Below are 20054 nucleotides of genomic sequence, written 5' to 3'. Positions count from 1 at the left end.
AGTTGACCCTAGAGCTGTCCCGGAATGACATCCGTACCGGTGGTCTGCTCGATCACCGTGTCGGTGACTTCGGTGCCATGCTTGGGGAACAGCATCGGCGCCGCGGCAAAGCCGCCGATTACCGCGGCCAGCATCACCCAGCCGGCCCATTTCTTGTGCCTTTCGATGAACCGGCTGGCCATTGGCCCGAAGAAGTAGAACAGACCGCAGGGCACGAAGAACCTGAGGCCCCGCCCGATCACCCCGAACAGAATGAAGGTCCAGATATCCACCCCGGCCACGCCGCTGGTAATGGTGATGATCTTGTAGGGGATGGGGGTGACCGCGCCGATCATGATCATGAAGGGACCATTGGCCACGAAGCTCTGGCGCAGCTCCTCGAAGCTTCCGCCGGCACCGTAGAACTCGACTATACCTTTGCCAATCAGGTCGAACAGGTAGAAGCCGATGGCATAGCCGAAAATGCCGCCCACAACCGAGGAAACCGTGCAGATCGTCGCCAGCCGCCAGGCACGACGGCGATCCGCCAGGATCATCGGCGCCAGCATCACCTCGGGAAACACTGGCACGATCATGGCTTCGAGAAAGCAGATAAGCGCCAGAATGGGTTCGGCCAGCGGGTGGCCGGTCGCCGCTTTCAGCCGCTCGTAGAGCCCCGGCTTTCCAGTTTGCGCTGTATCGGTCATGCCTTTGAACCGTCTCTCATCACTGCTCCACCATTTGACCGCCAGATTGACGCCAGACCAGTGAATATTGCGTGTCAGTAGCCGCGGCTCCGGTCTACCACATTGGGCAGTGCTTCGCCCGCATCATGGCTTATGATCGCCCGCGAAAAATAGCGCACCCCGCTCTGCTCATTGGAAATGGCGGCAATATGGGGGGTGATGTAGCAATTTTTCAGCGCCCAGAGCGGACTGTCCTGGGGCAGGGGCTCCACTTCGAACACATCAAGGCTGGCCGCGCCTAGCGTCCCGTCGCTCAGCGCCGCGACGATGTCGGCCTCCCGCTGGTGCCCGCCCCGCGCCGCATTGATGATCACCGGCCCACCCGCCAGCCGGTCCCGGCGCAGTTTGCCAAAGGTATCGCGGTTGAGGATGCCCGTGGTTGCCGGCGTCAGTGGCAACAGGTTGACCAGGATATCGGTCCCCGAAAGGAAAGCCTCGAATTCCCCGTCGCCGGAAAAGCCCTCGACCCCATCGATCGCCTTGGGCGTGCGGCTCCAGCTCCTGAGATCAAAGCCCAACGGTTTCAGACGCCGGACAGCATCCTGCCCGAGCACGCCCATACCCATGATCCCGACCGTGGTTTCCCCGGCGGCAGGTGGATAATACTGGTCCCAGCGCCGCGCCTCCTGGTCATCGCGGAAGCGGCTGAACTGGCGATGATGCATGGTCACATGCGCCACCACATAATCGCTCATGCGCTGGCTGAGGTCCTCGTCCACGAACCGCACGATTGGCGCAACGGGCAGGTGCGGATGCTTGAGCAGGGCATCGACGCCGGCGCCCAGCGACAGCACCGCTTTGAGGTTGCTGAGCCCGTCAAACGCCTCCGGCTTGGGCTTCCACACAAAGATATAGCGGATATCCGCCGGATCGAAATCATCGCCCCGTCGCACCACGGGGTAGGGTGCCAGGGCGTCGCGAAAGGACTTCGCCCAGCTGGCTTCATCAACATCGGAGAGGTGGAGGAGCAGCATCGATTCTCTCTCAACAAAAAGGCCGCGCCCGAAAGCGCGGCCTGTCAATTCTGGATGGCCCGCACCGATCCTTACTGGCTGGTGGTCGTCGCCGGCGCGGCCGGCGTGGTTTCCTGAACCGGGGTACCTTCAACTGGAGTGTCCGACTGCGTTTCCGTCGGCGTTTCCACGGCTCCGGCAGGTGCTGTCGGTTCGGTGATCTCGCTGCCGCCCTCTGCGGGCGTCGTCAATTCATCCGGAATAGTATCGTCAGGCGAGGCTTCGCCCGGCGTGGCGGCTGGTTCGTCGCCGGTCGCAGGTTGCTCCTCGGCAGGCGACGCTTCCTCGGCGGCGGGGAAGGGCACCGGGCTCGACGACAGCGTCTGGAGATAGGCCAGGATATCGGCGCGCTCTTCGGGGGAGCGGACGCCGGCAAAGCTCATCTTGGTGCCTGGGGCATAACCACGCGGATTGGTCAGAAAGGCGTCGAGGTTCTCATAGCTCCAGACTTGGCCCTCGGCCTTTTGCTGCAGCAGGATGTCGGAATAGGCAAAGCCTTCGGCATGAGCCTTCTCTGCGCCGACAATGCCGTAGAGCGCAGGACCCTGCTTGTTGGGTTCGCCCTCGCCGAAATTGTGGCAGCTCTGGCACTTGCGCACAGCTGACGCGCCGCGATCAACGCTGGCACTGGCCAGCAGGACTCCGAGCGGCACGGCAGGTGCCTCTTCGACCACGGCACCACCTTCGGCCACTTCCGGCTCCGGCAGCGCGTAGCCCGGACCACGATTTTCAATCGGGTGATAAATGGCTTCGGCCAAAAAGCCGACACCCATCACGAACAACAGGGTGCCGAGCACGGCGCCGATGATCTTGTTTAGCTCAAACGAATCCATTTGGTCTCTCTGCCCGTCCATCCCCGTGGACATTTACCTGTACCGGCCCAACATTGGATACCCAATAGGGTAATCCGCCTCAACCGGCCGGTTCAACGCGCGCGGAAGATAGTATCAAGCCCCCCGTGGTGCAACCGGTCAAACCGCCGCGGCGCTGCCGGTGCAGTGGAAAATCGTCCGGCAGTATGATTTTGCCCGAATGCCTGGCCCCCGTGCCCAGATTGACTCTGCCTGCCACGCAAGCCACAACCCGCCAGCCTCAAGTTTCTTCACGGATGCCTGCCATGACCAAGAAAATCGCCTTCCAGGGTGAACCCGGCGCTTTCAGCCACGCGGCATCTGCCAATGTCTTCCCTGGGGAGCAATATCTGGGCTGCGTCACCTTCGAGGAAACGCTTAATGCCGTGCAGTCCGGCAAGGCCGACCTGGCGGTGGTTCCGGTCGAAAATTCGCTCTATGGCCGCATAACCGACATTCACCACCTGTTACCCGAAAGTGGTCTCCACATCATTGGCGAGACCTTTCTCCGCGTGGAAATGACGTTGCTTGGCGTGCCCGGCGCCAGGCTCGAAGACATCAAGTCGGTCCAGTCGCTGTCCGTCGCCCTTGGCCAGTGCCGCAAGTTCATCACCCAGCATGGACTGCGCACCATCAATGCGGTCGATACCGCCGGCTCGGCCCGCGAGATCGCGCAAAAGGCCGACAAGTCGGTGGCCGCCATCGCTTCGCGCTTTGCCGGTGACATCTACGGCCTTGAGGTCCTCGCCTCCAATATCGAGGACGCCGACCACAACACCACCCGCTTTCTCGTACTCTCTCCCTCTGAGAAGCACGCGCCTCAGTACGGCAAGGTCAAGACCACCTTCGTCTTCCGCGTCCGCAACGTTCCGGCCGCGCTCTACAAGGCCATGGGCGGCTTTGCCACCAATGGCGTCAACATGACCAAGCTCGAAAGCTACATGGTTGGCGGCGCCTTCACCGCCACCCAGTTCTACGCCGACATCGAAGGCCACCCCGACGACACCAGCGTTCAACTCGCCTTCGAAGAACTTGGCTTCTTCACGGATTACTTCCGGATTTTGGGGGTCTATCCCGCAGCGGGTTAGGCGCTCCACCTGGCTAGGCGCAAAAAGAAGCCCCGGCCAGGGGTGCATGGGCCGGGGCGCTCTAATGGGACTTTGGAGGTCGCAGAGGCAAATCTGCTGGCAGGTTAACGGCTGTCAACTAAATCGGTTCCGGAAGCGACGGGTGACAATGCGCCACGCTCGCTGCAACTTGTTCTCCACCTTCCGAACACATCTTGGGCAGTGAGGCGCTAGAATGCGGAGCAAATGAGATGGTGTCGCGAAATGACCCCGAATTTGCCAACAGATCTGCGCCTTGAGGACACATGAGCCGGGTCAAAGCCGCGCTGCAACGCAACAGCTAGGTTTTAGTTCCATCCTCATGAGCAAATTTTTCAAGTCCGCAATCTGTGGGCTCTTCGCTCTGTCTCTCACCCTTGCCCCCAACCTGCAGGTCCATGCACATACCTCCACCAGTAGCGGCATCGCATCATGGTATGGTCCCGGTTTCCATGGCCGGACCACTGCGAACGGCGAACGCTACAACATGAACGCAATGACCGCAGCTCATAAGACATTGAAGTTTGGCACAAAGGTGAAAGTGACCAACAATACCAATGGCAAATCGGTAGTCGTTCGGATCAATGATCGCGGTCCTTACATCGGCAAGCGGGTCATCGATTTGTCCCGCAGTGCCGCTGACGCGATCGACATGATCGGACCCGGAACCGCCAACGTGACCATCGAGGTGCTTGCCTAGCGGCTCCCTCTGATCGAGTGGCAGGGTTTAGGGAAAGGTTGGACAGCTTACTGGAATCTCTACAGCATCTTTGCACAGCACGTTCTGGTTCGCTTCCCGCCGCCCGCAACAAAGTAATCCCCGGCACTAATTCCTCCCCCTGACGAGAAACATTGATCCGTCCCATAGGGCAAATCTCTCCGGTGGAGAGATTTGGGGGAGAGGGTCATGAGCGCTGTGTGCGAATGGCCAGCGTCCCAAAACGGCTTCGTTTCGTTTCTGCGGCAGTTGTCTCGGGACCCCGCTCTCTTGCTCCCCGGAGGTTACAAGGCTGCCCGGCGCGTCGTCACGCCCGACGCGTGTCATATCCGTTGACTCCCCAACCGCCCTGACTATGGTCCGCAAAACACATCCAGACGCTCAGGACTACTCATGTCGCACGCTCAACTCGCCCAGATCATCGAAACCGCCTTCGACAACCGGGCCGAGGTCAATCTCGATACACAGGGCGAAATCCGCGATGCGGTGAACGAAGCGCTGAACCTGCTTGACAGCGGCAAGGCCCGCGTCGCCGAAAAGATCGATGGCTCCTGGCAGGTCAATCAATGGCTCAAGAAGGCCGTGCTGCTCTCCTTCCGCCTCAATGACAATCAGCCAATGACCGGCGGCGCCGACAATTCTACCTGGTGGGACAAGGTGCCGACCAAGTTCGAGGGCTGGAGCGAGAACACCTGGCGCGAGGCCGGCTTCCGCGCCGTTCCCGGCGCCATTGTCCGCAAGTCGGCCTTTGTCGGAAAGGGCGCCATCCTAATGCCCAGCTTCGTCAACCTCGGCGCCTATGTCGACGAAGGCACCATGGTTGATACCTGGGTCGGCGTCGGCTCCTGCGCTCAGATCGGCAAGAATGTGCATCTCTCGGGCGGCGTCGGCATTGGTGGTGTGCTCGAGCCCATGCAGGCCAATCCCACCATCATCGAAGACAATTGCTTCATCGGCGCCCGCTCCGAAATCGTCGAAGGCGTTATCGTCGGCGAGGGCTCTGTCATTTCCATGGGCGTCTTCATCGGCGCCTCCACCAAGGTCATCAATCGCCAGACCGGCGAAATCTACTTGGGCAAGGTACCGCCTTATTCGGTGGTCGTCTCCGGCACCCTCCCCGGCAAGAACCTCCCCGACGGTTCCCCCGGCCCGGGCCTCTACTGCGCCGTCATCGCCAAGACCGTCGACGCCCAGACCCGCTCCAAGACCGCCATCAACGATCTGCTGCGGGATTGATGATCGTGTATGGCTAGGGCGCGAACATGCCCGCATCATGTTGTCGGGGCCTCGCGGCCAATCCAGCCGGGGAGTGAGAATATGATGTCGAGGACCAAGCGATGAGCGACACCGTAATGCTCCTGACGACGAGAGGCGGTCGCATTACTCGCCAGCAGTGGTGGACGGGTGCCCTTGCTTTGTTGGTCATCGGCCTGATTCTTGGGATCGTGGCCTTGGCGATGGTGCTGGCAATCGGGCAGAGCGACACCATGTTCGCCGTTTGGTTGTTTGGCGCCATCAATCTTGCGTTTCTCTGGCCGTACTATTGTCTTGGTATCAAGCGTCGGCATGATCGGGACAGTAAGGGTACGGATGTAGTCGTCTTTGTTGTCGGCGGCCTGTTGCTCTCTCTTTTGCAGGCATTGGGGATTGGTGTGGAACTCACCAATTTCTCCGGCAAGGTGGTCTCCAGGCCAACGATTTGGCTGCAGGTCCCGGGGATGCTGCTGTCGGTTCTGGGCGTGTACCTCTTTGTCCAGCTCGGTTTCCTCAAGGGCACCATAGGCGACAACAGCTATGGCCCCGATCCTTTGAACGCAGCCACCTGAACCAAGGGGAAGCCGTCGTGATCATAGACCCTGCTGACCTGCTCAGCCGCCTCATTGCCTGCCCCTCGGTGACCCCTCAAGAAGCTGGCGCTCTCGACCTGCTCGAAACCGAACTCAGTACCATGGGCTTCGCCGTCACCCGCCTGCGTTTCGAGGGCGACGGCTCCTATCCAGTCGATAATCTCTTTGCCACACGGGGGCAGGGCGGCCGCCGGCTACTATTTGCCGGCCACACCGATGTGGTGCCACCCGGCGACACCGCCCACTGGACCAGCGATCCGTTCACGCCCCGCGTGGCCGACGGTAGGCTCTATGGCCGAGGTGCCGCCGACATGAAGTCCGGCATCGCCGCCTTCGTCGCCGCCTGCGCGGAAATCCCGCCAGAGGCCGGTACCATCCAGTTCGCGATCACCAATGACGAGGAAGCCGACGCCATCAACGGCACCGAAAAGCTCGTGCGCTGGATGGCAGACCAGGGCCATCATTTCGACTTCGCCATCGTGGGCGAACCCAGTTCCGCCGAAGCTCTTGGCGACAGCATTAAGATCGGCCGGCGCGGCTCTTTCTCGGGCAAGGTCACCGTCACCGGCACCCAGGGCCACGTCGCCTATCCGGCAAAGGCCAACAATCCCCTGCCGGTTCTGGCCGCCGTAGCGACCGCGCTCTCGTCGGAGCGCCTTGATACCGGCACCGAGCATTTCCCGGCTAGCAATCTCGAATTGACCACCATGGATGTCGGCAATCCGATCTCCAACGTCATCCCCATGAGCGGCGCCCTGCGCTTCAACATCCGCTACAATGATCGCTGGACCCCCGAGGCCCTGACCGACTGGGTCCGTGCCCGCATTGCCAGCGTTGACGCCAAGGGTACTGACATAGCCTTCGAGATTTCCGGCGCCCCCTCCCGCGCCTTCCTCTCCCCGCTCGGCCCCGATATCGAAACGCTCTCGGCCACCATTTCTGCCATCACCGGCAAGGCCCCCGAATATTCCACCGGCGGTGGCACCTCCGACGCGCGTTTCATCGCCCAATATGGCCCGGTGGTCGAATGTGGCCTGGTCGGCCTGTCCATGCACAAGGCCGACGAGCATATCGCCCTCTCGGACCTGACCGGCCTCACAGAAATCTACGCCGCCTTCATGCGCCGCTATTTCGCGGAGGCCCCGGCATGAAGATCGTCTCCCCGCTGCGCCAGGCCGTCTATGGCTGGATCATGATCCTGCGCGGCGAGGAGGGATGGCGCGAGCGCTTCCGCTTCACCCCGGCTGGCCTCTTCACCGCGCTGGTGCTGTTCTACCTCTTCGCCTTCCTCGCCGTGGTGCTGGCCTCGCTCGATGTCGGCGTGCCCACCCTGCAGGGCTTTGCCGATATCATGGTCATCCAGTCGCTTTGGCTGGTCGCCCTCTTCACTGGCATTTACGGCACCCGCGCCGCCCTGCGTGATCCGGTGCCGATCCTTCCCCTGTTGGTTCCGGGCGTCTATGCGCTGGTGTTCTACCTGGTTCTGGGAGCATTGGTTTCTCTCGCCATGGGCTTCCTGCTGCCCCTGCTCTGGTTGGCCCTGGTCTGGCTGCTGTTCCGGCTCGGCCGGCTGGCGGGCGCGTGGACCATTGGCGTCTCGGCGGCATTCGCGGTCTTGACCGTGGTACTCCTTGTCGGCACCCCCATCTCGCTCTACATCCTTACAGCGTCCAATCCCCCCGCCTGAGACGAGACAGACCCTTGGCCCAGCCTTCCCAGACGTTTTTAGAAGAAGCCCTTGATGCCGCGCGCGGCGCCTGGGCGCTGGTTCTGGGGCGTCCCGATGCGGCCCGGTATTTCGATTTTTCCCTGCGCGGCGTCGTCGGCAGCTTCATCGTCCTGGTCCTGGCCGTGGGCGTCAGCGTATTTGTCCCGCCATTGTTCGGGGTGCCTTCATCGCCCGGCGCCGCCGCCAGCATGACGCTGTTATCAGCGCTGCTTTTCGTCTTGCAGATCGGCGCCGCCTACATTGTCTTGCAGATGATGGGTCGCCTCGATGGCTTCATGCCTTATCTTGTTGCCGACAACTGGGTGAATTTCTATGTGTCGTTGGCGGGTGCACTCAGCATAGTGCTGCTCGGCGGCAGCGAGATTATGCTGCTGGCCATGGGTCTGTTGGCCATCGTTATCGAAGTCAACATTGCCCGCCGCATTGTGACCCTAGCACCGATGCAGATCGTCATATTCATCGTTGCTCAACTGGCCGCAAATTTCCTCGGGCTGCTGATCCTGGGCGGCATCCTGCTCCAGACCATGGGGCCGGCGACCTAAGCTCACTCAGGGATAGTCGACGCCCGTGAGATAGAGCCCGGTTGGGGGAGCCATGGCCGCGCAGCGGCTGCGGTCCGCCGCATCGAGCGCCGCGCGAAAGTCGGCCGGGCTCCATTTGCCCATGCCCACCAGCTTGAGGCACCCCACCATCGAACGCACCTGATGGTGCAGGAAGCTGCGGGCGCTGGCCGTGATGGCGATCATCTCACCATCCCCGGTCACATCCAGCCGGTCCAGCGTACGCATGGGCGACTTGGCCTGGCATTCCGATGACCGAAAAGTGGTGAAGTCATGCAGCCCCAGGATCATCTGGGCTGCCTCGTGCATCTTTTTCACGTCGAGCGGCTTGGGCACATGCCAGACCTGGTTGCGCTCCAGCGCCGCCGGCGCCCGCCGATTGAGAATGCGATATTCATAATGCCGGGCCAGGGCCGAAAACCGCGCCTCGAATTCATCGCCCACCGCGTCGCATTCGACGATCACCACCGGAAAGTCCCGAAGGTGATAGTTCATCGCCTCGCGAATGCGGAACGGATCCCAGTCCTTTGAAAGGTCGATATGGGCCACCTGGCCCAGCGCATGCACGCCCGCATCCGTGCGCCCCGCCGCCTGGCTGGTGACAATCTCGCCTGAAAAGCGCTCCACCGCCTCTTCCAGCGCCTGCTGCACACTCATCCGGTCCGCCTGCCGCTGCCAGCCGCAGAACGGGGTCCCATCATATTCCACGGTGAGCTTGTAGCGCGGCATCAGCTGACTGTATCAGGCAGCGGCCCGGCACCACGCAGGAACGTCGCCGCATCCATGGCGCCCTTGCCCTCGCGCTGCACCTGAATAAGGCGCACCGCACCGCTTCCACAGGCAATGACCAGGTCGCCGCCCATCAGCGTGCCGGGCGCGCCCGCGCCATCCACCAGCGCCGAACGCAGGGCCTTGACCCGCACCGGCTTGCCACCCAGCTCCAGCTCGAACCAGGCACCCGGAAAAGGCGACAGGCCCCGGATCAAATTGTGCACTTCGCTCGCCGGTCTGGAAAAATCGATCCGGGCCTCGGCCTTGTCGATCTTGGCCGCATAAGTTGCGCCCTCGCCGGGCTGTGCGGTGAAATCGAGGCTGCCGCGTTCCAGCGCCGCCAGTGCCCGTCCCATCAGGTCCGCGCCCAGCCGCATCATCTGGTCGTGCAATTCGCCCGCCGTCATGTCGGATGCAATGGGGATGATCTCGGTCGGGCCCATGGCGCCGGTATCGAGCCCTTCATCCATTTTCATGACAACAATGCCGGTCTGACTGTCGCCCGCCATGATGGCGCGCTGGATCGGCGCCGCGCCGCGCCAGCGCGGCAGCAGCGAGCCATGCAGGTTCAAACAGCCGTATTCGGGGGCTTCAAGCACCGGCGTTGGCAGGATCAGCCCATAGGCCACTACCACGGCCACTTCGGCCCCCAGCGAGGCGAACTGCGCCTGTTCGGCCTCGCCCCTGAGGGATCTTGGGGTGAAGACGGGAATGCCGAAAGCCTCGGCAGTCTCGTGTACCGGACTCTTGCGCTCCGCCTGCCCGCGCCCCGCCGGCTTGGGCTCCCGCGTATAGACCGCTACCACCTCATGCCCGGCCGAGACAATCTCGGTCAGGGTCGGCACGGAAAATTCGGGCGTACCCATGAAGACGACGCGCATGGTCAGCGACCTCGTGGTTCGACAAGTTCACCATGAGCTCTACGCGAACGCAGCGCTCCCATAGACCTCATCCTGGGCCTGTCGAAGGGCGAGGTAGCGGCCACCGATTATCAGCTCGCCGCCCGCTTCGCCTGCTTCTCGAATTTTTTGATCACCCTGTCGCGCTTCAAGCGGCTGAGATAATCGATATAGAGCACGCCATCGAGGTGATCGAGTTCGTGCTGGATGCACACGGCCAGCTTTCCTTCGGCTTCCTTGGATACCAGCTTGCCCTCAAGATCGGTATAGCTGACCGTCACGTCATTGGGCCGCTCGACCTCGTAATAGAGCTCGGGGATGGAAAGGCACCCCTCTTCGGTCACCTGCATTTGGTCGCCAAAACCGGTGATCTCGGGGTTGATCATCACCAGCGGGGCCGGGGGTTCTCCCTCGCCTGCTAGGTCCATCACCACGATGCGCTTCATCACCCCAATCTGGGGCGCGGCCAGGCCAATGCCGGGCGCGTCATACATGGTGTCCAGCATGTCCTTGGCCAGTGCCTTGATCTCGTCATCGATATCGATGATCGGGTCGGCAACAGCGCGCAGGCGCGCATCGGGAATGACGAGGATTGGGCGGATGGCCATGTCAGAAAGTCCGGCGATGAATGGATTGCCCCCGATATGGCCATTTCCGGCCTTGCGGTCAACAGCAAGCCCGGTCAATCCGCCATCCATGCGGAACATTTTGCGAACAGAAGAATCGGACTAGACTGGGCACATGCGCGAACTCGACACCATCCTCTTCACCCTGGGTGATATCCCGGTCTCCCTTGCAACGGCCCTGCTGACCGGAGGCGCATTGCTGCTCGTCGTCCTTGTGGTCTGGCTGGTGGTTTCCGCCCGCGCCAATGCCGGGCGCGCCGAACTGGCCGCCCGGGAAGCCACCGAAGGGCTCAGGGCCAATTTCCTAGAACAGATCGCCGGGCGCGACACCCGCATTCGTGATCTCGAAGCGCAATTGGACCGCGATCGCGACCGCGCCGCCGATCAACTCACTACCGAGCGCGACAAAAGCGCCGAACTGCAATCCGAACTGGCCGCCATGCGCACGCGGCTCGACGAGCAGTCTCGGCAGAACGAGGCGAACCTTAAGCGTTTCTTGGAAGCGCGCCAGCAGATGACCGACGAGTTCAAGGCCATTGCCGGCGATGTGCTCCGTAGCCATAGCGAGACCTTTACCAAGCAGAACCGCGAGCAGGTCGATACGCTGTTGAAGCCCCTGCAGGACAAGATCACCGAATTCCACAAGAACCTGGTGGAAGACCGCTCGGCCATGGGCGAGCGCATCCGCGCTTTGGCCGAAAGCAATCTGCAGATCACCACCGAGGCACAGAACCTGACCCGCGCCCTCAAGGGGTCTTCGCAGACCCAGGGCGCCTGGGGCGAAATGATCCTTTCGACCATTCTCGAACAGTCTGGCCTGCGCGAGGGCGAGCAATATTTTACTCAGCAGAGCCATACTGGCGAGGACGGCCAGCGCCTGCGCACCGATGTTGAAATCCTCATGCCCAATGGCGATCGGTTGGTCATCGATTCCAAGGTGTCGCTGACCGCATTCGAGGCCTTCGTCAACAGCCACGAGGACGATCGCGACCAGCACTTGCGGGCCCATATCACCTCGGTGCGCGGTCATATCGCTACGCTGGGCGACAAGACCTATCAGCGTGCCGCCAGGTCGAGTCTTGATTACGTGATGATGTTCGTCCCCATCGAATCCGCGCTGGCCACCGCCATCCAGCACGATGCCAAGCTGGTTGAATATGGCATGGGCAAGGGGGTCATGCTGACCACCCCGACGACCTTGATGACCGTCTTGCGCACTGTGCGCAACGTGTGGGACATCGAGAAGCGCCACCAGAATGCCGAGGAAATTGCCGAACGTGCTGGCGCGCTCTACGACAAGGTGGCGGGGTTTCTCAGCACCATGGACAAGCTGGACGGGCACCTGGACAAGGCGCGCTCGAGTTTCGACGAGGCGCGCAGCCAATTGTCCTCCGGCCGCGGCAATGTCGTGCGCCAGGTCGAAATGCTGCGCGAACTCGGCGCCAAGTCCAGCAAGCCCCTTCCGGCGGGCTGGAATGGTGGCAGCGAGGAGACGCCGGCCCTTCGGTTGGTGAAGGACGAGCCCGGAGATCTGAATTAATCTTCGGCGTGATTGATCTCGCTCCGGCTCTTGAGAACCCTGTCCCCATCCTCCTGTTCAATAAGATAGGCCGGCTCTTCTCTGCTCGCGTCCCGCGTTACTTTGGTCCCCTTGATCGTACGAGTCACTCTGCCGGTAAACCGCTCGACGATCTTGCCAGAAGCCGTGCTCGGTCCCCAGCTCCAGCTGACCTTGGATCCTTTGCGCAGAACCATGGTGGCCTCTCTTGTCGATCAATTTGCATTCAGCAGCGAACTCTGCCGGGTCAAGCAGCGTTCCCGAGTCAGCATCAATGTGAACGGAAGACGAGCGAATGGCCCAGCAACATGATCATCCCGGTACTTTGGTGCCGCAGGAAACCAACCTCGAAAATGCCGATCAGCCGGGCATCGCCCAGCCCTATAGCCAAACCGAAATAGATGATCTGCTTTATGGCGATGACCGTCCCGTTGCAGATAGAGTGGCGCGGTTGCGTGAAATCCGCGAAGAGCTCGCGGCACGCGAAAGCGGCGATTTCGGCGGTGAGGATCCGGCCGCTTTGCTCGTGGAGCTGGACCGAGCCATCGCGGAATTGGGTGGGGATGCCGAGAACCTCGATGAGACTGGGGACGCAGCGGCCGTCATGATGGTCGATCCTGCCGACCATCTCGACGCGCTATCTCCCGACGACGTTGAAGCGCGCGCCGCATTGACCGGTCAGGAGGACGATGCGGATGAGAACTTTGATGCCGAACTGGAAGATGATGAAGCCCGGGAAAATCTGGATCTGGGTTGATCTGAGGCAAGGCTCGGATCAGATCTCCGTCCGGGCCTTGAGCGCCTGGCTCAACGTGCCTTCATCCAGGTAATCCAGTTCGCCACCCACCGGCACCCCATGGGCCAGGCGCGTGACCTTGATCCCCGATCCGGCCAGCCGGTCAGTGATATAGTGGGCCGTTGTCTGGCCCTCCACGGTGGCGTTCATGGCTAGCACGATTTCCGAATGATCCTGCGCTCGGCCGATCAGCCCGTCGAGATTGATATCGTCCGGCCCCACCCCATCGAGCGGCGACAGCACGCCCCCCAGCACATGGTAGCGCACCTGTCCCACCCCGGCGCGCTCCAGCGCCCAGAGGTCGGCCACGTCTTCCACGACGATCAGAATTCCTGTCTCCCCGCGCCGCGGATCGGCGCAGATCGAGCAGGGGCTCATTGTGTCGACATTGCCGCACACTTCACAGCTGCGCACTGCCACCACGGCACGGTCCAGCGCCGCCGACAGCGGTAGCATCAGTTGCTCCTTCTTCTTGATAAGGTGCAACACCGCTCGGCGCGCCGAGCGCGGGCCAAGCCCCGGCAAGCGCGCCAGCAGCTGGATCAATTGTTCGATTTCAGGTCCGCCAGAGGGCATTGTTCACGCGATAAGGGGTGGGAGGATAGATAGTGTAGCGCCAAGCAAGGCAAGATAGCTGCCCCATGTGAGAAAGAGATAGACGATTCGTCCGATGTTTCCCGGTATGGCGAATCCGGCCAAGAGGACGACATTCACGAGAGCCGCCAGGATCACTATCACAAAGTATCCGGTGATCTTGAAGCCAGCGAACACCGCCCACCAAGGCATTCCAAACATCAGGTAGAGCGCAATAAAAACGGCGGCCCCTCCGCCGCCGCCGATCCCCATTGCGGATCCCGTCAGACCGGCTAGCGCCAAAACCAAGACGAGGGTCGACAGAACCTCAAGGGCATAGCGAATCGGCCTGACGCGCTCCGCCACGTCAGAACGGAAACTTCATGCCCGGCGGCAGGGGAAGGCCGGCGGTCACGTCGGCCATCTTGCGCTGGGCTTCGGCCTCGCTCTTGCCCTTGGCATCATTATAGGCGGCGATGATCAGGTCTTCGAGCACCTCGACCTCTGCCGGATTGGCCAGGGAAGGGTCGATCTTGATGCCGCGCATGTCGCCCTTGCCCGAAAGCGAAACGACAACCATGCCGCCGCCCGAGCGGCCCTCGACCACCAGTTCGGCCAGTTCGGCCTGCATGGTTTCCATCTTGGCCTTCATCTCGCCGGCGGCCTTCATCATGTTCATGATGTCTTTCATTCGTCGTCCTCCTCTAGCGGGGGTGCAGCCAGCTCGGGCAGTGCGGTCGCTTCGTCGCGCACCGTCACATTGACCAGCTTGGCCCCCGGAAATGTTTCCATTATGGCCTTCACCAGCGGGTCGTCATGCGCCGCCGCAGTGGCCGCTTCCTTGCGCTGCTCGGCTTCCTGGCGCAGCGTCAGCCCTTCGGGCGGTTTGGTCGACACCATCACCAGCCAGCGCGCACCGGTCCATACCTGCAGCCGCGCCGACAGCGTCGCGATGATCCCCGGATCGACGCCATCGGCCAAGGCCACCTCGATGCGGCCCTGCTCGAACGAGACCGGCCGCATCTGGCTTTCCAGCGCCAGCTTCACGAGCACGTCGCGCTTGGCCGCGGCGAGGGCAATCAGGTCCTTGTAGGTGGCAACGCTCGCCAGTGCCGGCTGCACTACCGCCTGCGGCCGCGTGGCGGCAACCGGCACGGTGTCCAGCGCCTCTGTCGGTGCTGGCTGCACCGCCTCCACCCGCATGGCCGATGCGCCACCGGAATTGCCGCCAGAGGGTCCGCGCGGCGGCAGCGGCGTATTGGTTGAACCCGTCGGCAGCGTGCCCTGTTGGGTCAGTCGCGAAATGACCTCGTCCGGGCTCGGCAGGTCGGCGGCATAGGCGAGGCGAATGAGTGTCATTTCCGCTGTCTGCAAGCCATTGCCTGCCCGCGCGGTTTCCTCATTGCCCTTGAACAGGATTTGCCAGGCCCGGGTTAGCGCCCGCATCGGCAGGCGGCCCGCAAGGTCTGCACCGCGCACCCGCTCGTCGGGTGTCAGCGCCGCGTCATCCGCCGCGGCCGGCACAACCTTGATCCGGGTGACGAGATGGGTGAATTCGGCCAGGTCCGCCAATAGCGTCTGCGGGTCGGCACCGAGGTCGTAGAGTTCGCGAAGCGCCGTCAGCGCCTCGGCGATCCGCCCGGCCATCAGGTCTTCGAACAGGTCGATGATCCGCGCCCGGTCGCCGAGCCCCAGCATGGCCTTGACCGTCGCGGCGGTAACCGAACCATTGCCATGGGCAATCGCCTGGTCGAGCAGGGAGAGGCTATCACGGGCCGAGCCTTCACCGGCCCGCACGATCATGGCGAGCGCATCGGGCTCGAAGCCGATGCCTTCCTGCCCGAGGATCTTTTCGAGATAGGCACTCATCACCTCGGCCGGAATGCGCCTGAGGTCGAACCGCTGGCAGCGCGACAGGATGGTGATCGGAACCTTGCGGATCTCCGTAGTCGCGAAGATGAACTTCACATAGGGCGGCGGCTCTTCCAGCGTCTTCAGCAGCCCGTTGAAGGCCGCCGTCGAGAGCATGTGTACCTCGTCGATCACATAGACCTTGTATGGCGCCGAGACCGGTCCGTATTTGACCGAGTCAATGATCTCGCGAATGTCGCCAATACCGGTATTGCTGGCGGCGTCCATTTCCACCACATCCACATGCCGCCCCTCGATGATGGCGCGGCAATGGTTGCCCTCTTTTTCGAGGTCGAGCGTCGGGTGGCGGCCGGTTTCGTCTTCATAGTTGAAGGCGCGGGCCAGGATGCGGGCGGTCGTGGTCTTGCCGACGCCGCGCACCCCGGTGAGGATGAACGCGTGGTGGATGCGGTTCTGCGCAAAGGCATTGCCCAGCGTCTGCACCATCGCGTCTTGCCCGACCAGGGTCGAGAAGTCGCGCGGGCGATATTTGCGCGCCAGGACCAGATAGGGTGATGTCTGGCTTTCAGCCATCCTGCCGGTCCTTGCCTCTCAATGGGAATCTGCCTTCGTTCATGGCCCGACCATAGGGCAATGGTGCGCCGACCGCAAAAGCCATCAAGCGCCAATACGGAGCCAAAAGACCACATTTGAACAGAAGAACGTCCGAACCGTCCGCTCACGCTTCTTCCAGTGACAGCTTCCCGCCGACCAGAAAGCGGAAGCGCCCACGCCCGCACTTGTCAATCGAGATGCCGGCATTGCGTTCGCGCAGGCGGCGCTGCAGCAGTACCAACCGGGCCTCGAGGTTGTCGATGAAATCGGGCAGGCGCAGCGATTGGTCCAGCCGAAGTTCCCGATTGGTGAATTCAATGCGTCCAGTCGCGGCGTGTTCACGCGCCAGCTTCCACATGATCGCGCCGGCCACGCCTTTGATCAGATAGGTGTCATCCAAAAATACCGTGTCGTTGACCGCATAGTGGCGAAGACGGATCGTCTTGTCCGTGGGGCAGGGCACCTCTGGCGGCGCGGCCGGGCGTTCGGTCACCTCTTCGCGCTGCAACAGACCGATCCTGGCGGCAAGCAGGTGAGCGACGAGGGACAGTGCATCCTCTTCATCATAGCCGAATTGATTGGGTTCCGGGCTTTCGGCAAACAGAACGCCGATAATGCCGCCATCACCGGGGATCGGGATGGCAATCTGGCTTTGCGGCGTTTGCAGGCCGGGATAGGCGATGACCGCAGACCGCTCCCATTCCAGCCCTGCAGCGCGCGCCGTATCGAAAACCGCGGCTCCATAGGAATATTCAGAGGACATGTGGCCAATGCGGATGGGCACGCGCTGCGCCGCACAGACACCGATGACGCCATCGCCCAGCCGGACTTCCGAACCAATGCCCGAGACGGGGTAGCCTCGCGACGTAACGGTGTAGAGGCTGTTCGTTGCCCTATCCAGCATCAGGATCATGGAATACTCGATCCCGAAATGCTGCTGCAGGCCCGCAAGAAGCATGTCCAGCATCTCGCCGGTTTCGCTGGCGTTGCAGATCTGGTCGCAACTGCGCCGCGCTGCTACCAGCAGATTGCGCCGAATGGGACGGTCAACGGTCTTGCTGGCCGCTGGCTCGATTGACCGCACGCGGAACAGGTCGGACCCCAGCAGGCGAAACACACCCTGCATGCCACTATGGGAGGCAATGCCAGCGAGCTTTGCACGCATAGCCTCAAACAGCGGTCCGCTGGTCTGTGTCTCGATATAGTCCAGCACGAGCCTGTATTGCCTGTTTGTGCCGGGGTCCGTCACCATCACGCTGGCCTGCCGCGTCGAAAGCAGGTTGCGGCGCGTCTTGTTGAAGAACTGATAGGATAGCGCCACATGCTCGGGATCCACATACTGCACATGCGAAATCAGCGAGACATTGGGAATGCCCTCATCATCGGCCGTTGCAAGGATCGAAGGGACGATGCCTTCAAGGCAGTTTCGGATTTCCGGCAGATGCAGCATCATGTCTTGAGTTCCGCGCCAGCGCCGGGGCCGGGAGTCTGGACAAACACTGATTGGGGTCGGAAGTCTATTCCAGCCAGATCCGCCGCATCTACATGGCAGAAGGCGGTGGTGAACCGGGCCGGGTAGTCCGTGTCCCGGAGTTCTCGGTCCAGGCCGGCCGCCTGATCGATCCCCGCCTGCCGGTCCGTCTCGGACAGCGTCGCCACTGCCGCAACAGGACCCTTAACCTGGATGGAGCGATGTGTGATTGGCCGGCTGAAGGTCACTGCCAACGGTGCGCCTTCAATTGCGGCATCCAGCAGTGCCTGATTGCCCGACCGGTGCAGAAGCACCCGCATTAGTCCGTCCTCGAACAGTCGGCAGCCACAGGCATTGCCCACCTGTGGAACCGCCCCGGCTCCGCCAAGTGCTACGATCACGCTGACCCCGCTCTGGCAAAACGCTGCAATATCGTCGGTGAGGATGTCGGTGCTGGCCCGGCTGGCCGCAGATGTGTTCAGCGCAGCAAGTTCGTCTTGCGGGGTGTTGGGGTGTGCGGCGCGTGGCATGCTTGACCTGGCTCTCCAAACATCGCGCCGTGCGCGACTAGTCAGCGCCCGGCATTCAACCGCGTCATTTAGCATTCTTTTATGAATTCTTGCAGCTAGATTTAGCGAGCCAAAGCAAAGCGCATGATCTATCTCACCGCCCAGTCGCTGCCCGACCCGCGATCTTGCGGCAGCAGTGATGTGCGGAAGCGTCACCAGGAACGTCTAGACCAGTCGCGCCCCACCAGGGCGCCTCGTTCTGCATGCCAATTGGGATGCGGACGGTCATGCTGCCTGCCTGGATGCCGCCGGAGCCGCACAGACATTTTTTGGCCGATGGCCTGGCCATCCGGCTCGATGAACCAGACAAGGACTGTTTCCATGGACGATATTCTTCAGCCTGTACTCGATCTGCCAAGTGGGGCCACGGTTCCCCTGCGCCCGCTCATGCGTCAGTTGAAAGGCCGGATCATTCCGCCAGACCATGAAGACTATGACCAGGTGCGCGCCATTGCTTTGGGCAACTGGGACACCCGGCCGGCATTGATCGTTCGCGTCGCAGACGCCAAGGATGTGGCCATCACGCTAGACTTCGCCCGCCAGCATGGATTGGAAATCGCCGTGCGAAGCGGCGGCCATTCCACCTGTGGGTTTGGCTCCAGCGACAATGGTCTCGTCATCGATCTCCGGGATATTAATGCGCTCGACATTGCCGAGGACCGGAGCTGGGCTTGGGCCGGAGCCGGCTTGACGGCCGGAGAGGTGACCACTGCACTCGAAGCCCATCAGCGAATCATCGGCTTCGGAGATGCTGCAACCGTTGGCATTGGTGGCCTGACATTAGGTGGCGGGATAGGCTATCTGGTGCGCAAGCACGGACTGACAATCGATTCCCTTCTCGCCATTGAGGTGGTGACGCCTTCTGGCGACATTTTGATTGCAGATGTGAACAACCATCCTGACTTGTTCTGGGCCCTGCGCGGCGGCGGCGGCAACTTTGGGGTTGTGACCCGGTTCCAGTACCGGCTGCACCCGCTTCCCGAGTTTACCGGTGGGCCGCTACTGCTCCCGGCCACGCCCGAGGTGCTGACCGGCTTCATCGCCGCGGCCGAGGCAGCTCCAGATGAACTTTCGACCATCGTTATGGTTATGCCGGCCCCGCCATTGCCATTCATTCCTGCCGAACTTGTCGGCAAAACCATCATTATGGCAATGATGGCCTTCGCCGGACCTGCGACCCAGGCTGCCGAAGCCCTGGCGCCCTTCAGGGCTCTGGCCACACCCATAGCCGATTTGGTTGGGCCCGCCACGATGAGCTCGATGTATATCCCGGAGGATCCCGGCATGAAGCCAGCAGTGTCGGTTCGCACGAGTTTCGTAGACGGTATAACGTTCGCAGCAGCCCGTGACCTGATTGACCTGGTCGAGCAAAATCAGGCGCCCATGCATATGGCCCAGATTCGCGTACTCGGAGGTGCCGCCGCGCGGGTCCCGGCTGATGCCACGGCATTCGCGCATCGTGACGCGCCGATCATGATGGCCTTCCTGGCCTTGGATCACCCCGCCGCGCTTCCTCAAAACGAGGCCTGGGTGGATACCTGCATGCGCACCCTGTGTCCGGAGGGAAGGGGGGCTTATGTCAACTTCCTGGCCGGGGACGGCGCCGCGCGCCTCGGCGACGCCTATCCGGAGGCAACCTTGCTGCGTCTGAAGCAGGTCAAGCGGCGTTACGATCCGGCAAACATCCTGCGCCTCAACCAGAATGTCACGCCTGCCGGTGCTGGCGATGCTTGAGGCCTAATCTTGGCGTCGGAGGGTAACCTCCGGCGCCGTATT

23 protein-coding genes are annotated in these 20054 nt (G+C 62.0%); 10 read left to right on the top strand and 13 right to left on the bottom strand.

All coding sequences use genetic code 11. The features are described from left to right. Positions 1-8: 8 nt before the first annotated feature. The 3 genes from ACXYMS_RS09470 to ACXYMS_RS09460 all read right to left on the bottom strand — a co-directional run bounded on the left by ACXYMS_RS09470 (position 9) and on the right by ACXYMS_RS09460 (position 2571). Positions 9-686, bottom strand: a complete 678-nt coding sequence (locus ACXYMS_RS09470) for a YqaA family protein (protein WP_458905714.1) — start codon at positions 684-686, stop codon at positions 9-11. A 74-nt stretch (positions 687-760) separates the two neighbouring features. Beyond that, on the bottom strand, positions 761-1699 hold the full coding sequence (locus ACXYMS_RS09465) for a 2-hydroxyacid dehydrogenase (RefSeq protein ID WP_458905712.1): 939 nt from the start codon (positions 1697-1699) through the stop codon (positions 761-763). A gap of 71 nt (positions 1700-1770) precedes the next feature. Continuing rightward, positions 1771-2571 carry a c-type cytochrome gene (locus ACXYMS_RS09460; protein ID WP_458905710.1) on the bottom strand — a complete coding sequence of 267 codons (801 nt, stop codon included), beginning with the start codon at positions 2569-2571 and terminating at the stop codon, positions 1771-1773. A 284-nt stretch (positions 2572-2855) separates the two neighbouring features. Between ACXYMS_RS09460 and ACXYMS_RS09455 the strand changes: the two genes are divergently transcribed. The 7 genes from ACXYMS_RS09455 to ACXYMS_RS09425 all read left to right on the top strand — a co-directional run bounded on the left by ACXYMS_RS09455 (position 2856) and on the right by ACXYMS_RS09425 (position 8531). Continuing rightward, positions 2856-3677, top strand: coding sequence for a prephenate dehydratase (locus ACXYMS_RS09455; protein ID WP_458905708.1), 822 nt, complete (start codon positions 2856-2858; stop codon positions 3675-3677). Positions 3678-4017: 340 nt separating this feature from the next. Further along, entirely contained in the window at positions 4018-4395 is a 378-nt protein-coding gene (locus ACXYMS_RS09450; RefSeq protein ID WP_458905707.1) for a septal ring lytic transglycosylase RlpA family protein, read from the top strand. A gap of 411 nt (positions 4396-4806) precedes the next feature. Beyond that, positions 4807-5649: a 2,3,4,5-tetrahydropyridine-2,6-dicarboxylate N-succinyltransferase gene (dapD, locus tag ACXYMS_RS09445; protein ID WP_458905705.1), complete on the top strand. Its 843-nt coding sequence runs from the start codon at positions 4807-4809 to the stop codon at positions 5647-5649. Between the two features lie 101 nt (positions 5650-5750). Then, positions 5751-6239, top strand: a complete 489-nt coding sequence (locus ACXYMS_RS09440) for a DUF805 domain-containing protein (protein WP_458905703.1) — start codon at positions 5751-5753, stop codon at positions 6237-6239. A 17-nt stretch (positions 6240-6256) separates the two neighbouring features. After that, the gene (gene dapE, locus ACXYMS_RS09435) at positions 6257-7411 is read left to right on the top strand and encodes a succinyl-diaminopimelate desuccinylase (protein ID WP_458905701.1); all 1155 of its coding nucleotides are present in this window, start codon (positions 6257-6259) and stop codon (positions 7409-7411) included. Then, positions 7408-7947, top strand: a complete 540-nt coding sequence (locus ACXYMS_RS09430) for a hypothetical protein (RefSeq protein WP_458905700.1) — start codon at positions 7408-7410, stop codon at positions 7945-7947. The genes dapE and ACXYMS_RS09430 overlap by 4 nt, the downstream gene beginning before the upstream one ends. Before the next feature lie 14 nt (positions 7948-7961). Then, a complete protein-coding gene (locus ACXYMS_RS09425) occupies positions 7962-8531 on the top strand; it encodes a hypothetical protein (RefSeq protein WP_458905699.1) in 570 nt (189 codons plus the stop codon). 6 nt (positions 8532-8537) lie between these two features. Here the strand turns inward: ACXYMS_RS09425 and truA are convergent, their stop codons facing one another. The 3 genes from truA to def form a co-directional block, all read right to left on the bottom strand. Beyond that, positions 8538-9278 (bottom strand): tRNA pseudouridine(38-40) synthase TruA, encoded by a 741-nt coding sequence (truA, locus tag ACXYMS_RS09420; RefSeq protein ID WP_458905697.1) that lies wholly within the window; start codon positions 9276-9278, stop codon positions 8538-8540. After that, complete coding sequence (fmt, locus tag ACXYMS_RS09415; protein ID WP_458905695.1) at positions 9278-10201, bottom strand: methionyl-tRNA formyltransferase; 924 nt, start codon at positions 10199-10201, stop codon at positions 9278-9280. Before fmt ends, truA begins: the two co-directional genes overlap by 1 nt. Before the next feature lie 110 nt (positions 10202-10311). Further along, positions 10312-10827, bottom strand: a complete 516-nt coding sequence (gene def, locus ACXYMS_RS09410) for a peptide deformylase (RefSeq protein WP_458905949.1) — start codon at positions 10825-10827, stop codon at positions 10312-10314. A gap of 133 nt (positions 10828-10960) precedes the next feature. Here def and ACXYMS_RS09405 point away from each other — a divergent pair, with 133 nt between their 5' ends. After that, positions 10961-12385, top strand: a complete 1425-nt coding sequence (locus ACXYMS_RS09405) for a DNA recombination protein RmuC (RefSeq protein WP_458905693.1) — start codon at positions 10961-10963, stop codon at positions 12383-12385. On the opposite strand, the gene ACXYMS_RS09400 is transcribed toward ACXYMS_RS09405, so the two are convergent. Beyond that, positions 12382-12600, bottom strand: coding sequence for a hypervirulence associated TUDOR domain-containing protein (locus ACXYMS_RS09400; RefSeq protein WP_458905692.1), 219 nt, complete (start codon positions 12598-12600; stop codon positions 12382-12384). The two genes, ACXYMS_RS09405 and ACXYMS_RS09400, sit on opposite strands and share 4 nt — an antisense overlap. 98 nt (positions 12601-12698) lie before the next feature. Here ACXYMS_RS09400 and ACXYMS_RS09395 point away from each other — a divergent pair, with 98 nt between their 5' ends. Further along, on the top strand, positions 12699-13160 hold the full coding sequence (locus ACXYMS_RS09395; protein WP_458905691.1) for a hypothetical protein: 462 nt from the start codon (positions 12699-12701) through the stop codon (positions 13158-13160). A gap of 18 nt (positions 13161-13178) precedes the next feature. On the opposite strand, the gene recR is transcribed toward ACXYMS_RS09395, so the two are convergent. The 6 genes from recR to ACXYMS_RS09365 form a co-directional block, all read right to left on the bottom strand. Next, positions 13179-13775: a recombination mediator RecR gene (gene recR, locus ACXYMS_RS09390; protein ID WP_458905689.1), complete on the bottom strand. Its 597-nt coding sequence runs from the start codon at positions 13773-13775 to the stop codon at positions 13179-13181. Between the two features lie 3 nt (positions 13776-13778). Then, the gene (locus ACXYMS_RS09385) at positions 13779-14138 is read right to left on the bottom strand and encodes a hypothetical protein (RefSeq protein WP_458905688.1); all 360 of its coding nucleotides are present in this window, start codon (positions 14136-14138) and stop codon (positions 13779-13781) included. A 1-nt stretch (position 14139) separates the two neighbouring features. Next, positions 14140-14463: a YbaB/EbfC family nucleoid-associated protein gene (locus tag ACXYMS_RS09380; protein ID WP_458905686.1), complete on the bottom strand. Its 324-nt coding sequence runs from the start codon at positions 14461-14463 to the stop codon at positions 14140-14142. Beyond that, complete coding sequence (locus tag ACXYMS_RS09375) at positions 14460-16217, bottom strand: DNA polymerase III subunit gamma/tau (protein WP_458905684.1); 1758 nt, start codon at positions 16215-16217, stop codon at positions 14460-14462. Before ACXYMS_RS09375 ends, ACXYMS_RS09380 begins: the two co-directional genes overlap by 4 nt. Before the next feature lie 145 nt (positions 16218-16362). Then, a complete protein-coding gene (locus ACXYMS_RS09370) occupies positions 16363-17691 on the bottom strand; it encodes a GAF domain-containing protein (protein ID WP_458905682.1) in 1329 nt (442 codons plus the stop codon). Continuing rightward, a complete protein-coding gene (locus ACXYMS_RS09365) occupies positions 17688-18239 on the bottom strand; it encodes a hypothetical protein (RefSeq protein ID WP_458905680.1) in 552 nt (183 codons plus the stop codon). The genes ACXYMS_RS09370 and ACXYMS_RS09365 overlap by 4 nt, the downstream gene beginning before the upstream one ends. 360 nt (positions 18240-18599) lie before the next feature. Here ACXYMS_RS09365 and ACXYMS_RS09360 point away from each other — a divergent pair, with 360 nt between their 5' ends. Further along, complete coding sequence (locus tag ACXYMS_RS09360) at positions 18600-20012, top strand: FAD-binding oxidoreductase (RefSeq protein WP_458905678.1); 1413 nt, start codon at positions 18600-18602, stop codon at positions 20010-20012. Positions 20013-20054 lie beyond the last annotated feature (42 nt).

This window comes from Devosia sp. CAU 1758 (assembly GCF_054482695.1).
The sequence above is the reverse complement of the archived record's forward strand: the minus strand, read 5'-3'. Positions and strand labels throughout refer to the sequence as shown.